At 40.5% G+C, this 16,890-nt stretch carries 9 protein-coding genes; all 9 read right to left on the minus strand.

All coding sequences use genetic code 11. The features are described from left to right. Nucleotides 1–41 precede the first annotated feature (41 nt). The 9 genes from B4A24_RS00965 to B4A24_RS01005 all read right to left on the minus strand — a co-directional run bounded on the left by B4A24_RS00965 (nt 42) and on the right by B4A24_RS01005 (nt 16,885). Complete coding sequence (locus B4A24_RS00965; RefSeq protein ID WP_293941474.1) at nt 42–2,438, minus strand: glycosyl hydrolase 115 family protein; 2,397 nt, start codon at nt 2,436–2,438, stop codon at nt 42–44. Between the two features lie 29 nt (nt 2,439–2,467). After that, nucleotides 2,468–4,888, minus strand: coding sequence for an alpha-L-arabinofuranosidase C-terminal domain-containing protein (locus tag B4A24_RS00970; RefSeq protein ID WP_293941477.1), 2,421 nt, complete (start codon nt 4,886–4,888; stop codon nt 2,468–2,470). Nucleotides 4,889–5,457: 569 nt separating this feature from the next. Continuing rightward, nucleotides 5,458–6,765 carry a rhamnogalacturonan acetylesterase gene (locus tag B4A24_RS00975; RefSeq protein WP_293941480.1) on the minus strand — a complete coding sequence of 436 codons (1,308 nt, stop codon included), beginning with the start codon at nt 6,763–6,765 and terminating at the stop codon, nt 5,458–5,460. A gap of 267 nt (nt 6,766–7,032) precedes the next feature. After that, on the minus strand, nt 7,033–8,100 hold the full coding sequence (locus tag B4A24_RS00980) for a hypothetical protein (protein WP_293941483.1): 1,068 nt from the start codon (nt 8,098–8,100) through the stop codon (nt 7,033–7,035). Between the two features lie 248 nt (nt 8,101–8,348). Beyond that, a complete protein-coding gene (locus tag B4A24_RS00985; RefSeq protein ID WP_293941486.1) occupies nt 8,349–9,716 on the minus strand; it encodes an FGGY-family carbohydrate kinase in 1,368 nt (455 codons plus the stop codon). 14 nt (nt 9,717–9,730) lie between these two features. Further along, nucleotides 9,731–11,005, minus strand: coding sequence for a sugar isomerase (locus B4A24_RS00990; protein ID WP_293941489.1), 1,275 nt, complete (start codon nt 11,003–11,005; stop codon nt 9,731–9,733). 81 nt (nt 11,006–11,086) lie between these two features. Continuing rightward, nucleotides 11,087–13,195, minus strand: a complete 2,109-nt coding sequence (locus B4A24_RS00995) for a bifunctional aldolase/short-chain dehydrogenase (protein WP_293941491.1) — start codon at nt 13,193–13,195, stop codon at nt 11,087–11,089. 23 nt (nt 13,196–13,218) lie between these two features. Further along, entirely contained in the window at nt 13,219–14,295 is a 1,077-nt protein-coding gene (gene rhaT / locus B4A24_RS01000; protein ID WP_293941494.1) for an L-rhamnose/proton symporter RhaT, read from the minus strand. A gap of 265 nt (nt 14,296–14,560) precedes the next feature. After that, nucleotides 14,561–16,885 (minus strand): DUF5703 domain-containing protein, encoded by a 2,325-nt coding sequence (locus B4A24_RS01005; protein ID WP_293941497.1) that lies wholly within the window; start codon nt 16,883–16,885, stop codon nt 14,561–14,563. Nucleotides 16,886–16,890: the final 5 nt, after the last annotated feature.

Consider the following 16,890-nt stretch of genomic DNA (forward strand, 5'->3'; position numbering starts at 1 on the left):
GATTGAATGGCAAGCCTCGGCAATACGTTAGCAACTCGTATTTAATTCAAATATAGCGCGATTTCGTCGACTATAACTCCTTCATCAAGTGCCTTTATACGCAATATATCTTGCTGTAAATTAGTTATTTTAAATTTAATCTCTCGAATGGCTCGATTGCGCAAGACATTCTCTTTCCACTCTTCACTACGCCCAATTGTTTTGTAAGAAATGGGCGAAGATTTTTCTTGCCCCAAAGAAATCTCAAAACGCAAATCATCTGAAGAAACAGGGTGAGTAGGCAGTAAGTGGACAACAATGGTCACAGAATCTCCCTTTAATCCCTTGAGCCGATAACTGGCATCTACTCCCAATGGAATCGCTGCTGCCTTTCCTTCATAACCTAAGCCTTCATACCCTAACGAACCTTTTAAATCTTTACCAAAAATTCGCTTGACAGGCTGATTATCATAAACTATCGGAACGACTGCTTTTTCTTCTATAACCTTATCAAAGACAGCAAGGTTTCTTGGTTTATAATCCATCATACCCTTCCATTTACCGTTATTCAATGAATTGTATTGTGCACTTAAGGAAACGATTTTATCATATGCCGTGTGGCTTTTTTGCCACTCCGCTTTGCCATGGCGCGCCAACTGCCCATAAAGATGTTTCTCGTTCATTTTTGCTGTCGCAACAATTGGATACAGTACCAATTCAAAATACGCATCTTTTCGGTCTACCGGAACAGTCTTATCGATTGCCGTAACGGTGTTTTGAATACTTTCATACTGGGATAATCGCCTCTTAATTTTTTGTTCGGACCACGGAAGATCCTTCACGATTCTATAGGCTGGATCCCGCTCTTCTGTCCGTGTATTTCCCATAAATTCAGGCTTTCGGATATGGGCCAACCGATAGTGCTCTTGCATTAGAGGTAATATTTTTTTTGACAAACTACGTCCAAATTCGCGCTGTAAAAACTGGTCAAGATGTTGGTAAACGCCAATTTCCCTAACCTGATCGATATTCCAAGCCATGTCCATCAACAGTTCTATCTGATACTCTGCAGGCTTGATATCCCCAACATTGACAATCCACATTTTCCTCATATCGTGCTGAAATGCGGTACTCAACTGCTGATAGATCAATGCCGGACTCATTGTCGATAGCCAGAGATAGTCATGCGGTCTTCCCCAATACGATATATGATAATAGAGCCCATTCCCACCTTTTCTTTTCTTCTCTTTTTCATCTGGGAAATGCGTAATGTAACCATAATTATCATCACACCACATCAACGTGGTATAGTCAGGAACGTCTATACCAGCTCGGTAAACATCCAACACCTCTTTATAGGGTATAACGACTTGAGGAATTTTCGTTGGATCCGAATTGATATATTTTTTCAACAGTTCTGTCTGATCTTTGATGACCTGATTGAATGCATTTTTATAGGCTGTTGTTGTTTTGACCCCTTCCATTGCTCCATCGTGTTTCCCCCGCATACCAAGCGTAAATATGTTATGCGATTGACCGAGTATCTTCAATCGATTGGACCAATAGTCCAGTATTTCCTGTTTATTTGTTAAATAGTTGTATGGTCCGTTACCAACGATATCCCATTCCGTTGCACTATTTCGGGCAAGCGGTTCACAATGAGATGAACCGACATATATTCCATATTTTTCAGCCATTTCCCGATTTCCTTGGACAAAATAGAAGGGCACCGTCACCTCATGCATTGCTGGCCAGATCGAATTGGCCCGAAGCCGTAACAATAATTCGAAAATGCGGGCATAAGTCTTAGGTCCCATCGTGGACATTTTTTTTGCTTTTGTTTGGTCAATTCCTGCATCCAACTTTGCCTCCGGCTCGTAGGTTTTACTACTCCATGGCGTTAGTCCCCAATCTTCATCGTTCAGAAATATACCTCTGAATTGCACTTTCGGGAATTGTTTGTCTTCAAAATTAGCTGGCAGAGAAATATTAGATTTTTTACGGGGAAGTACATCCGCCCACCAACACCATGGAGAAACACCTAATTTTCTGGAAATCTCCATCACCCCATATGCTGTCCCTTTTGTATCAGCTCCTACAATTAACAGTGTGGGCACTTTTTCAATTTGAATGACTTTCAAATAAAAAGCCTCCCATTTATCGGCCATATCAGAAAGAGAAATGTGATGATCTTTTATTAATTTGCCAATTACTGGATCATTTAATTGACCAACGATAATCGCTCCGGGATCGGGATGTGCTATTCTCTTAAAAGTTGACCGGGCAACATGTTGGCCATCTACCCCTAACAGTTCCAATGCAGTTTCAATAACAGGATTTCCGCCACCGTAATAGATATTAGCAGCCTGATTATTTTTGATCAGATGGAATACTTCGCTGGCAAACAAAGGCGCTATTGCCAAGCAAAAATGAATCAAGATCAATAAAAATTTCTTCATTTGAGACGGTTTATCATATTTTTAATAAGCTATTTCGCTGCAGACTCAATTCGGATGATGGTCAACGAATAGGGTGGCAATTGTTGATGCTTAAGCTTTTCAACTGTTTCAGTCCGCTCTTCAGGTTTAGCAGTTTTACTATCCAATTTTCCAGTTAACTGTGAAACCTCCGCTGTTTCAGCTTTTAAATTAAGCTTGTTCAGATCCAATTGTATATTAACCGTAACAGGTAAAATGTTGACCATTTTTACAACGAGCGATTGATCTTTCGGATCTCTGACAATAGAAAATGCCACACGCTTTTGTACATCCATGGCAGTATTAGAATAACTTGCTTCTACTGGAACATATTCGGTTCCGTTATTACGACCAAATAATTGCTGTACATAGTAGGAAGGTGTCAATGTCACATCGGTATTAGAGAAATAAATAAGATCGGGGCGCCATTGGGTATAGTCCTCTTTGGCTAGCAGCGGCGCGTAAGAAGCCATCTTAACGATATCGCCATTTCTTTCCAACGCTGTTAGATAGGCTGCCTCCGCCAGTGCCACTTCCAAAGTACTCGCCCGCCCATGAATATGCGCCGCGTATTCTCCTAAATACACTTGCGATTTACTTCGGTCATATTTGTCATAAAAGTCTTGATTATGAATAAACCATCCTGGTGTCTGATAGTAATGTTCGTCCATAATGGGCACATTTAATTTATTGGCAATTTTCCAACCTTCAACATAATCTGTGCCCTCGAAAAATGGACCTGCTGTCCCGATAACTTGTATATCCGGATATTTTTCGCGAATAGCATTGTAGATCATGGTAAAACGCTCTTCAAATACGTTGGATATTAGGTCTTCATTACCTACACCAATATATTTTAGATGAAACGGTTCGGGATGCCCGGCTGCCGCACGTACTTTTCCCCATGTGCTATTTTTATCACCATTGGCCCATTCAATCAAATTTAATACTTCCTGGATATAATCATCCATATCTTCCATTGGGATACCGCACTGCTGGCCACCCAACGGATGTCCATGTGATCCCGAATTTTGACAAGGCACACCAGCTGCGACTACCGGAACAGCATGCGCCCCGATATCTTCACAAAATTGGAAATATTCGTAATAGCCCAAGCCCACAGTCTGGTGATATCCCCACATATTCCGTTGCGGCACGCGGCTTTCCAATGGCCCTACTGTACTGGACCAATGGTAAATGTTTTCGATCCCATCTCCATGTGCCAAGCAGCCTCCCGGGAAACGGACAAAACGAGGATTTAACGCTGCAATTGCTTCCGCTAAATCCTTTCGTAATCCATTTTTACGTCCTTTATATGTATGCTGAGGAAATAAAGAAATCAGGTCCAGATCCAATTGTTGTAGATCTGTAAATACAAGCTCCAACACAGCATCCTTACAGGTTGAATTAGGGATCAATATCAATTGATATTTCTTCCAGTTTTTGCTGTCAACAGTTAAAGATTTCTCATCCAGGATCTTTCCATCTTTCGTGCTCATCCGAATTTTTAGTTGGCGCCCTTTACCGGACGTACCTCTTGCAAAAAATGAAAGATCATAGCGTTCGTTTTTATCCAGGGCAATTCCATCGTACCCTATATTTCTTAATGTACCTGCCCCCCGCAGCCTAGCATAATGTTTATTATTGGGATGAATGGGGTTTAAACTATCAATATTGAATTGTCCTGCCCCATCAATTGACCAAGCTGTTTTTTCGTTCCAATTTTTGTCATGCCCTTGCTTATCGCTCAATTTATATTCAAAATCCCTATTTTGAATCAATTCTGCATAAAGACCTCCGTCTGCCGCGTAATTAATATCCTCGAAAAATACACCCACCAACATATCACTAATCGGCTTGGTTTGTTCTGTTTTCGGCGTCAACTTAATATCCAATGGCTTTAGGCCAGGGAAACGGGCGGCATCATCAATACTTCTTTCGGACCATTGCTTTTGCTTAAGCAGAGCAAGATCATAATGTTTAATCAATTCTTTAATAACAGACCACGCAACTTTCAACTTGCTTCCCTGCATCGTCTCACCATGAAGCAAAATCTCTTCACGAACAGACAACCTGTTTTTCACAAGAGATATAGTTGATTTATCCAAGTCGTTTAATTCAACATAATAGTCTTGCCTACCCCAATTGAAAAAATCATTTGTATAAGTATGTGCATACGGACCATTATTTTCGGGGGTTAATTGCCATACACAGGTCCATCCTCCTCCTTTTCGTGGTAATAATACCGGATTTATCATTCGTTTTTCTGATCCCCAACGACCATAATCAGATTTCACAAAAGCCAAATCTGTCCCAATTGAATTCCATTTTTTACCATCCAAACTCCAGGCATATAATAGCCCGTCCCTGCCAGCATTCTTTTCTTTTGCATAAGCAAAAAAATAGGCTGAATCCGGTTCAGACGCCTTCATCCTATGCACATTAGCATTGACATTGGAAATCCAGAATAAACAAAAGAAGCAGAGCGATTTTGTAAGAAACAAATTATAGGCTCTTAATTTGAAGTTATCAGTTCTCATTGGTTATAATTAATCAGAAATATCTATAAATGTATAAATTACATTTATAAAATACAAACCTCACAATTAAAAGAAATAATCGTCACTGACATATTACGATTGTATTTTTTTAATCATCTACCACTAGGCTTTTTATTGAGTTTGGCATGGGTTCGGTTGTTGTTGATTGCCTCTGACAAGCGGTATATATGGTACAATTATATTAAATATTATGGTGTTGACTATCCTGTGGTATCATGTTCAATAATTTTCTGCTCTATTTTTTGGGGAAGACGGGATGTTCCCAATTTTCTATGTGAGATGAGTTTTTTAGGAAAAAATCCCCGCTCGTGTTGGAAAAATGAACGATCCAACTCAAATGTAAATTGATTCTAGCAAGAATGCTATACAAGAAGAAGCAAATAGCGCATAAAAAAGGCCGAACAAATATTGTCCGACCTTGTCATTATATCAATACAAAACTAATTGCCATCTGGTTTTACAACACTATTAATCAAACTTGGTGGCCAATACCAAGTGTTAAAATCATCTGGTTGCTGCGGATCAAAGCCTTGAAAATCGACGATATGTTCCGTAATCGGCAACTGATTCTCTTTAATTCCTGTTAACACCATTTTTGCAATTTCATAAGCCCCATAGGGATTAAAATGGGTATTATCAGCTAAATCATGCTGTTGATTTGGGAAAGTATGGGCCGGATAATGGACAAATGCCCTTTTTGATCCCTCAACACCCAATGCTTCATAAAACATACTCGTTTTCTTATTGAGGTCTATCATAGGTACCTGGAGCTCGGCCGCGACCTTTCGTGCCGCATCTGGAAAGTCTCCTAAAGTGTGTACCAAATGTCCCTGTTCATCAAATGAGCGTCTTGCTGTTGAAGTCAAGATAACGGGAATACCACCTTTCGCCCGAAATTCACGCACAAAGTAGCGTAATCGGTCGCTGTATCCTTTATAAGCACCTGCATTTTCTCCTTTTTCCTTTTGGTCATTGTGCCCAAATTCGATAAATAAATAATCGCCGGCCTTAGCAATAGAAAGAATTTTGTCCAATCTTTTTGAGGAAAGAAATGAACTTAAGGCCAATCCCGATTCAGCATGATTGGCTATCGCAACTTCCGCATCAAAAAAACGTGGAATCATTTGTCCCCACGAAGCCCAAGGTTCATCCTCTTGATTCACGACGGTAGAATTACCTGCCAAGAATATTGTAGGAATAGCATTAACCGATTCTATACGAAGGCTTGATATACAATTTGTTTGTTGAAACTCTAAAGTCAGCTTTTCATCCCAGTCCAATTTCTGCTGCTCACGCGGCTTCTTCAATCCAACAATACCGCCAGAACCGATCTTTGGATCTTTAATATGCACAACAAAGGTTTTATCCAACAACTGACCGGATAAAACTTCCTGATTTTCAATTTGTAATCTCCGGGATTCAGACCGTACCGTACTCGTATAAGATTTGTTCTGTAAACCTTGATATCTAATCGTAATCTTATAATTCCCTTCCGGAACTTTCACGGAGAAATAAAATGGTTTTTTACTTAACAGCATTTTATTTTTGTGATCGATAACGACATTCTTTTCTGTCGAAAACTCGAATCCATACCCCTGAGCCTCCAGATAAGGCTGCGCTTTCTCCAACGATATTGCGGTACCGCCTTTAGCTTTCCCAAAGCTAAATTCCCTTACTATCTGTTCGGCAAACAAAACAGGACTCCACAACTGGAAAAAAAATCCGATCACTAAGATTAATCTCTTCATCTTTAGGTTTACAAATTAAGGACGCTCAAATATAGTTTTCCATTTCCACTCCACTACCCTGTGCTTACCTGTACCCATCATTTCACGCATCTGTCGACAGTTCAGGACAGCTAATTGAACAATTATTAGCACCTTTAACCATCATATAATAATTGATATAATTATTCATAATTTTAGGTTTTAATAAAAGGTTTCCTTACTCCCGTTTGGAAGCCTTTTATTTTTACGTTCAAATAGTTCAACACTTGTTTGCGCTCAATAAATATATTATTTCCAATCTAAGGTACATTTGCCCAATCCATAGAATGTACGTCCATTCTTTTTATACATCGCGGTGTATAATACCGTTAATGTACCGTCTTCTTCCTCTATCGCACCCAATGGTGTACGGGTAGCATGATCACCATCTTCTGCCCAAAGATGATCACTGGTCTGGATTTTCAGTCGCTTTTCTGAAGTCCAATGTATACCGTCACTAGAAAGGCTATAGCCAATTTCCTGATCCCCCATCGAATCGAAAACTGCTAAATAATGCCCCTTTTTTAGTTCCGTAACCTGCAAGTTTTCATTAAATATCGGAGATATTGGAATTGGATTATGACCAAGAGGCATACGCCTCCAAGGCCCATTGAGTGTCGTAGCCGTCGCCATTCCAAGCGGCCAATCACCTTTTGGAATATGGGTATGCCCATCATAAAACGCATACCAAGTATTACCGACTTTGTACGGATTAAATGCTGCAACTGCCTGTTGACCTTCCCAAGGTTGACTATTCTCGTCCGGCTGTAACACAATACCCATATCAGCATAAGGACCCGCAATACCCTTCTTACCTGGAATTACTGATTTCGCCCGCCAAATACGACCGGCATAATCAAAATCGAGGACTTCGCCTTTTTCTTTATCCCCAGCACGATAAGAAACATAAAAAATATTCCATGCATTCTCCTGTTTATTGAATTCAACCGCTGTTACCCATACCTCAGAGCGAGGATTGTATGGAGATCTTCCAAGAATACTTTCCACAATTGTTGACTGTCTTTGCCAATGTATTGCATCCGAACTCGTCCAATAAGCAATACGCATGTCCTTATGAGGTCGATCGAACATCTCATTAATAAACATGTGATAGGTTCCTTCAATCTTTACAATCTGTCCTGTTTCAAAACCAGCTTTATTCTGGCTTTTCAAAACATCCGGATGATCTTCTGTAATTACTGGTGTCGGATAAGCCGATTTGACAAATAACGTTTTTTGTGTTTGCGAGAAAGTTTTCGTAAACAAACTGCTTGCCAGCATTAAAATAGCACTATAACCTATTGTTGACCTTATCATAGTTTCTGAAATTTAACATTTTACCATCAGCAAACCTGTGATTCGTTTTAACTTTTTAGAAATGTTTATCATTTCCTAAAATACATTGATCTTGCTTATTCACTTTCTTTCAATGACTATTGAGTATTTTTTGAGAAAGCGAATGACTTTGTAATTATATATTTTAAAAATAAGGCCAGACAACGATTTGCCTGACCTCAAACGATAACTAATAAAAAAACTAAATCCTATTCAACTATAACATCGCATTAATGTGTTTGCTGTTTGGTTCTAAAATACCTTAGCTCTATAATATCATTTGGAATCGCCCGGCTATTCCAATGATCATGAATCACTAAAGCAGCACCAAGTGCTGTTGCTTGGGCCATGGAGGCTCCAAACACTTCACTATTTGGAAAGGCTTGAGCCAGTAGTCCCATATATATGTGATTACGACTAAAACCTCCATCCACAAATATTCGCTGCACTCCGGTTTGATTCATGACAAGAGTAGTCGCCTTCACTTGAGCCTTGACCAAATGCATCATTAGCACATGATAAGCTTCGCTATAATCGCCAAAATGACTCAGATCAATCGTGGAAAAGGCAGACAATTCATCCGAAATATCCAAGGCTTGATATTTCTCTATTATGGCCCAATCCAAATCGATCTGCTTAAATTTACCTGTAGAAATCTGGAATGCTTTAGCAATACGTTTTATTTGCTCCTCATGTTCATATCCTGCAAATAGTCGTGATGCTTTCACAGGTTTCCCTGTATAGGTCATATACAAAAGACAGTCACTGTGAAGTTCTTCTTTAGTGAGCGGATCAATGTTGAACGGATTGAAAGAAATACACCAGGTTCCTGTCGAAATCAATATAAAAGGTTCGTGAAAATTCAATAAATAGGGGATCAATGCAGACGAACTGTCGTGCAAACCGCTACCTACGAGATAACCACTGCCCGGAAATGTCGCTCTGTAAAGACGATCTCCCTGAACGATCGGAGCCATTTTTTCAATAATTCCTGTATCTTCTACCCACTTATGATAATTATTTTTACTAAAATCCCATAGCGCTGTATGACATCCAATACTTGTCATATCCGAATAAGCTTGCCCCGAGATCAGATAACTCAAGTATTGTGGAAGGTGTAGCGCCCACTTTACTTCCTTAAATACTGCTGGTTTAAGTTTTGACAAACGGTAGACCTGCAGTCCTGAATTTAGACTACCTAAACTAGGTGATGATGTTTCAATTGAAAATTTATCCTTACCACCAAATTGCGCATAAAAGGATTCCAATAACTTTTTCGGATATTCTTTTAGATAATTATACAGGGGTGTCAATGGGCGTCCATCCTTATCAATGTACACAAAGCTTGCCCCGTAGGATGTAAAATTAATTGCTTTAATTTCAAATTCCCCTTTTCGGAATACTTCATGTAAAGAATCAAATACTGACAGACGCAAACTCTCCAAATTCTCACAATGATCGCCATCCTCATCTACAGTCTCCAAAAAACGAGCAGACCGTTCAAATACAATTTGATACTGCTCGTTAAAGAGAAATAATTTCTTGTTCGTCTTCCCAACGTCGAATATTGCGACTACTGGTATTGGTTTCCCCTTCATTCTTTTTTCCCCTATTACAAACCTGTAGCTATAGAATTTACCCCGCGTTCCTCGATAAGTTTATTCCGCAAATTTTCTTTGTTGAATAATTGAACTGGATTTAGGGCTGCGCCACTTCTTAGCCTTGCTTCTGCAACAAGCGGTCTGACATCAGTACGGAATGCATCCTGCAAGATTTCCTGCGCCTTCACGATGTCGTTTGCTTGCTGTGCCTGTTTCAACGCTTTACGATCGACCAGCAAAGCCTGAGCATATGCAATCTTAATCGCTTCAACTGACTGTAAAAGGTCTACCAATGGATCTTTTAAATTATGAGAGGCATCAATCATCCAACCCAGTCCGCTCGCATGATCAATACCTTTCACATCCATACCGTCGATCAATTCATTAAAGATCAAAAATAGCTGATAAGGTTTGATACTACCCGCAGTCAGGTCATCGTCTGCGTATTTGCTATCATTGAAATGGAATCCGCCCAATTTGCCTTCCATCAACAATAAAGAAACAATTTGTTCAATATTTGCATTTGGGAGATGGTGTCCCAAATCAACTAATGTATATGCTTTCGGTCCTAATTTGTTTGCCAACAACAGGGATTGTCCCCAATCACCAATTGTCATGGAATAAAAATACGGTTCAAATGCTTTGTACTCTACAAAAAGTTTCCAATCTTCCGGCAAGTGTTTGTAGATTTCCTGTAAGCTTGATAAGGTATTTTGGAAAGCTTCTCTGAAATTCAACTGTCCGGGGAAGGATGATCCATCGGCCAACCAAACTGTCAACGCTTTAGAACCAACTGCTTTGCCATAGTTGATTACTTCAATATTATGATCTACAGCTTGCTGACGAACTTTTGGATCGACATGGTGTAGGGAGCCAAACTTATAGCTATGCTCCTGGCCTGCCTGATCTTGAAAAGTATTAGAGTTTACTGCATCAAATCCAATGTCCAAGGAAGATGCTAATGTTTTGATTTTCGCTGCATCTGAAGGAATATCCCAAGGGATGTGCAGCGAAATTGCTCCACTCGATTTGTTAAGTGCATGCAACAACCCAACATCCTCAAGCTTTTGCTCTAAAGTAGCCGGTTCACCAGCACCGGAAAAACGGCCAAAACGAGTTCCACCTGTACCTAATGCCCAGCTTGGTATGGCAATTTGAAACTTTTGAAGTTTATCCAGAATTTCATCTACCTGTGCAATATCTCCCGACACATAGTCAAATGCTCTTTTATGCTTATCTTTTAATTGGTTATTGTGCTGATCTATAATTTTCTTATCTAAAATCATGATTTAATGGTTATCGTGTAAAAATACTAGGTGTCGCGCACATCTTTTCCCTTTCTGAACGCGACACCTAAGATATAAAAATTAGCGTACAAACGCCATAGCAACACCTCCGTCAACGTTTAGAACATTTCCAGTAGATTTATTCAATAATCCACCGACAAAAGCAAAACATGCATTTGCAATGTCTTCTGGAAGGATGATCTGATTCAAAAGCGTGCGTTTTGCATAGTAAGCTGGTAATTCAGCGACCGTGATGCCATAAGCCTTAGCACGACCTTCAGCCCATCCACCTGCCCAGATATTACTGTCCGAAATAACTGCATCTGGATTCACAACGTTCACACGTACTCCTGCTGGCCCCAATTCTGCTGCACATAAACGACTTAAATGCAATTGTGCAGCTTTTGCACTCCCGTATCCTGTATTATTGGGACCACTAACCAAGGCATTTTTACTGACGATGTTGATGATATCGCCACCGATTGCTTGGCCTTTTAAGAGTGAAGTCGCTCCTTGAGTAACTAAGAATTGGCCTTTTACCAATACATTGTACAATAAATCCCAATCTTTCTCTGTATGATCTTCGATTGTCTTGGAAATCGATAATCCCGCATTATTTACGACAATATCGATACCACCAAATGCTAAAGCAGCATCTTTTAAGGCGTCCTTAATAGATTCCGCATTGGTTACATCAAGGATCGTAGCAATGACTGCATCTTTTCCAAATTCGGCTACAAATTCTGCTTTACTCGACTCCAAACGTTCTGTATTGATATCATTTAAGACAATAACAGCACCTTCTTGAGCCATCTTTTTGGCAATTGCTTTTCCGATACCGCCACCGCTTCCAGTGACCAAGGCAATTTTTCCAGACAAAGCTTTTGGCTTTGGCATACGTTGAAGCTTCGCTTCTTCCAGTAACCAATATTCAATATCAAACGCTTCCTGACGAGGTAAAGCAGTGTATTCGCTTACGGCTTCGGCCCCTTTCATTACGTTGATCGCATTGGTATAGAATTCTGCCGCTACACGTGCCGTTTGTTTGTCTTTGGCAAAAGCAAACATACCAACACCTGGATACAAAACAATGACCGGGTTTTTATCACGTACAGCTGGGCTGTTTTCATGTTTACAGTTTTCGTAATATTGTGCATACATTTCACGGTATGCTTCAAACAATGGCGTCAATTTCGCTTTTAGTTCCTCCACGTTGTCCAAATCTTCTGATTTATCCAGATTCAATACCAACGGTTGAATTTTAGTTCTTAAGAAGTGGTCCGGACAGCTGGTACCAAGCGGAGCCAAACGTTCTAAATCGTTTGAATTGATAAATTCCAATACACGCTCATCATCCGTGAAGTGTCCGATCATGTGACGTTCACTTGAACAGAAACCTCGTAAAACCGGAGCGAGTTTGGCTGCCTGTGACGTTCTTTCCTCCTTGCTCAAGCTAGTTACGTTCTGCCCACCAAACACAGGTGCTTTTTTGCCATAGTTTTGCTCAAGATATTCCGCGCAAGCTTCGATTACATCCAAGGAATTGATATAACATTCGTATGCTGTATCGCCCCAAGTAAATAAACCATGTGAACCCAACATAATACCACGGATACCTGGATTTTCTTCCAAGCAGGCACGCAATTGCAGCCCCAGATCGAATCCCGGACGTTGCCAATCTACCCAGCCAATAGTTCCGCCGAACAATTCCTGCGTAATTTTTTTACCATCTTTGGCCGCAGCAATCGCAATCGCAGCATCGGGATGTAAATGATCAATATGTTTAAATGGCAAGAATCCATGTAAAGGCGTATCTATAGAAGGTGCTTTTGACGCTAAATCATAGATACAATGGTTAAATAACTCAACCATTTCATCTTCATGTTCAAGACCACGATAAACATTCTCCAAATTGCGGAGACGTTGCAAATAAAGAGCCGCAAGACCTGACTTTTTTAACGTTCCGATGTCTCCACCAGATCCTTTAATCCACATCACATCAACTTCTTCGCCCGTCAACGGATCTTTTTCCACAACTTTACAAGACGTATTACCACCGCCATAATTTGTGATTCTTAAATCTGCACCTAGAATATTTGAACGATATAACAACAAAGCTACCTCATCACCACTAAGTGCTTGAGCTTTCTGATCGTCCCATAAATAATTGACATGTTTGTACGTTTTCACTTCTTCTATATTTTGTTTTAATATTAATTTTCTAATGTTTTAGCAAATCCCACGATACAAATGGAGATGATAATTGTCACGATACCAGCTATTATGGAACGATAGGTAGGCCGATCTACACCTTTCCATTCTTTGAGGACCACACCCCAAGCATTTGATATCAAAATGATAAACGCCATATGCAATATCCAAGAACTAGCTCCATTACCTAAACGGCTTTCGCCCATACCGTAAAAGAAAAACTGTAAATACCAAGTCGTTCCTGCTAAAGCACATAAAAGGAAATTTTTGCCTTTAGGTGCATCAGATTTCGTATAATCCGAAAACGTTTTGTTCTTGATCAAAAGGTAAAGACACCAGAGGAAATTAGTCGTAAAACCACCCCATAAAATCACAATGTAAGTGACATTATTCTGATAAAGAAATTCGCCTTGATTTGGATTAGTAGACTTCCACAATATATTTGCCACATCAGCCATGGGCTTTCCTGCTTCAATACCGAAATTGAAACAAGCACTCAATATTCCTGAAACAATAGCCACAACGATCCCTAAACCAAAATTATAATCAGACTTGCTTTCTGTGGATAATGTGGATAAGTGTTTTTCTTTTGAAACACCAGCTTTACCACATAGATAGACGCCAAGCACACAGACCAAAAGTCCAAGAAGAATGCAGATACCAGATTGGGTAGTAAAAAAATAATCTATGCCATGTTTGCCCTCGGCCTTATTGAAAAAATAATAGATGCTGGGCATCAAAGAACCAAAGACCATGCTAAGCCCCAAAATAATGCTGCTACCTAACGAAACACCGAGATAGCGCACACCAAGACCGTAGGTTAATCCACCAATTCCCCAAAGTAAACCAAACAAAAAAGTATAACCTAATATGGTGTTATCTGTACTTTTAATAATTTCAGCAAAATTGGGTATGGTTAACATCGCCGCTATAGGCGGCACAATAATCCACGAAAAAAGCCCTCCTAAAATCCACATGGATTCCCAGGACCATCCTTTTACTTTTTTGTACGGCACATAAAAACTTCCCGAGGCGAATCCGCCTATGAAATGAAATATAACTCCAAAAACTGCATTCATATAAACGTTATTTAGGTTCTTAGCAACTAAGTTAATTCATTGGTTTTTTAGAACTGTTATGCACTGTTATGACCTTCTTTCCATAAAGGGGTCAAAAACACAAATTGGGCTCCCCAAAATAATGGACAGCCCAGTTTTATTTATTTAGCCTTGTATTTTTTACAATGTAGGATTCAAGCATTCAAAAGTGTATACTTTTGCTCTGGCTCGCAATGCTTAAATCAATTCATAAGCGATAATATACCCTTAGCAATCCACGAATAGCCTATTTCAAGAGGTTGATAATAGCTGCTTCCCGTTCTTTTGGAAAAACTTTTAGATCCACTAATTTACCATCCTTTAACCTCCCCTCGACGGTGGTCTGCCCGGGAGCATGCAGCTTAAAATCCACATCCCAATCTTTGGGCCATGCGGGGAAAAGGTAAATTTTATCATCCACTGCCTGCAAAAGCATTTCCTGTAAACCGATCATGCCCGAACCGCCCCAGTTATGATCCGGAACCCAGTCAAAGCCCGGCCCCCAAAAGGTTGGAAATCGCCGTTCTGCATTTTTGAGTTTCGAGACAGTCAATTGCTTCGCTTCGTCCGTCAATCCCAACCGTGCGGCAAAGATATTATGCTGCTTCCAGCCGATATGACTTTTGAATTTAAGCACATCGGGATCATACGTATAGGTATTGAGCGCAATATCCATGTCGGGTTTACCAATACCGTAAATTCCCCAAGGATAAACGCCATATAGCTGTGGCGATTCGGTATTGTTGATCCGGGCCCATAGCTGTGCTGGCGCCAACATCTTTTTGCCTCCAAGTTCACGTTGCGGCAAAGGCGGGATTCTGGTCAAAAAACCCTGAAAATAACTACGTGATTCTGAATTGACATACGTGTCGGGTAATGCCAGCAATCCTTTGGTTACTTGCTGCAAAGCCGCAATCGTCGTTGCCGAATTATACGCCATTTTATAGGTTTCCGCAGAGGAACCTGGATACAAGACAAGATGACCTGCATCGTCCAATACCTTGCTGCCCCGTTGCCGTGCCCGGTATTGATAATGCTCGTCAAAAAAGCGTAGGCAGCTCTCGATTAGCGGTATATAAGCCTGAATATCGGATTTATTGTAACGTTCGGTTTCCAGCATCATCATGCAGAACTCCAGTACGGTATCCCACTCATATTCCAGCCAAGCATTATATTCTAGGCCCTTATCGAAATCTTTTGGCCGTTTCCAATTGTATTCTGCTGGATTGGGTAAACCAAAATTTTCAATCTGCTCGGTAAAGCTTGCACCGGAATGACCCCAATAAAATTTGGATCGCCATTCGGCGTTCCCCAAAAGGCGTTGGTAAAACTTAAATTGTGCCGTCATTAGATCAAAATCGCCGCTCTTCAATAATGGCCAATAGACCAAACGCTGATTTTGTGCCGTGTGCGTACCTCCACCCCAATTACGAAAATCCGGTGTGAACGTAAACGTACTATCAATTGTGACAGGATCATAGGTGAATAACCCCCCGTTAAATTTTGTCGGATAGTCCCCATAAGCGTTACAAGCCAGCATAAATCGAAACAACTGATAGTTTCGACCAGCTTGCCAAGCTTCATTATTGGGATCTGTTAAGCCAGGCTGGATGACGATATGACTTCTATCCCAAAAGGATTTCCACCAGGATTCTGTCGCTCGTTTTAGCGATACAAAGGTAGGTTTGGGCGTAGCCAGATCCTCCAGTGCTGTTTTCCAGTGTTGCAAGTCTCCTTGTTGCCCTACATGCAACGTCACTTGAAGCGCATGATTGGTCTTTGCCACTTTACTTTTGAGTATCCAAGATTGGTACGGCGTATTCATATAGGTGCCTGCACGCTGGCCAACGTATTCAAAACCCTCACCTTTTAAAAGACCGCCTGAAATCCTATTTTTCAAGGGATTATATAACGAATCTTTAATGGTTGTCAGGCCTTGTTGATCGACGACAAGGTCAAACGCTGTAGTCGCTTGATTTTGATGATAGAAAATAATATTGTTTGCTTCTGCCACAATCTGATCTTTATGCGTCACCACTGGTTTTGGCGGTGCCCACTTCCAAGAATTCGCATTATTTTCCTTCTTCTTAGGAAACAGATCCTGAAAACGCCAGCTCTCGTAAGCTGCTTCCACCTTGATCTTCCGATTGGCACTTACTTCGAGATGTACATTGGGATTAAACACATCTACCCAAACCAGTACTTCGGCCTTGACGCCTTTGCTTTCGCCCCTCAGGACAATATGACCTTTATCCAACTGCAATTCCTGCTGGAATTTTCCGTCTGCAAAGGGGTTGGGATATAGATGGAGGCGGATGCGGCCGAGCTTCAACAAGGTATTGTTCTCGTCAAATGCGCCTGTTTTTCCCAGATACAAAAATAATTCACCGTTTTCCACCCAAACGTTCAATCCAATATCTCCACCACCTACAGGCATGGATTCAGATGAATTTTTGCTCTGTGTGGTCCAAGATACATTGTAATCCTTCCAATTGAACTCTTGAGCCTCAATTGGGCTTAACAAAACAACTATTAAAACTAGAATGCCTATAATACGTTTTTCAATCATCATTTCTG

The organism is Sphingobacterium sp. UBA7249 (assembly GCF_002472835.1).
In the GTDB taxonomy this organism is placed as follows: domain Bacteria; phylum Bacteroidota; class Bacteroidia; order Sphingobacteriales; family Sphingobacteriaceae; genus Sphingobacterium; species Sphingobacterium prati.

What these genes read in the sequence shown, in the direction of transcription:
- B4A24_RS00965 (WP_293941474.1), bottom strand. Translation starts at nt 2,438, where the DNA reads ATGAAGAAATTTTTATTGATCTTGATTCATTTTTGCTTGGCAATAGCG.
- B4A24_RS00970 (WP_293941477.1), bottom strand. Translation starts at nt 4,888, where the DNA reads ATGAAGGCGTCTGAACCGGATTCAGCCTATTTTTTTGCTTATGCAAAA.
- B4A24_RS00975 (WP_293941480.1), bottom strand. Translation starts at nt 6,765, where the DNA reads ATGAAGAGATTAATCTTAGTGATCGGATTTTTTTTCCAGTTGTGGAGT.
- B4A24_RS00980 (WP_293941483.1), bottom strand. Translation starts at nt 8,100, where the DNA reads ATGATAAGGTCAACAATAGGTTATAGTGCTATTTTAATGCTGGCAAGC.
- B4A24_RS00985 (WP_293941486.1), bottom strand. Translation starts at nt 9,716, where the DNA reads ATGAAGGGGAAACCAATACCAGTAGTCGCAATATTCGACGTTGGGAAG.
- B4A24_RS00990 (WP_293941489.1), bottom strand. Translation starts at nt 11,005, where the DNA reads ATGATTTTAGATAAGAAAATTATAGATCAGCACAATAACCAATTAAAA.
- rhaT (WP_293941494.1), bottom strand. Translation starts at nt 14,295, where the DNA reads ATGAATGCAGTTTTTGGAGTTATATTTCATTTCATAGGCGGATTCGCC.
- B4A24_RS01005 (WP_293941497.1), bottom strand. Translation starts at nt 16,885, where the DNA reads ATGATGATTGAAAAACGTATTATAGGCATTCTAGTTTTAATAGTTGTT.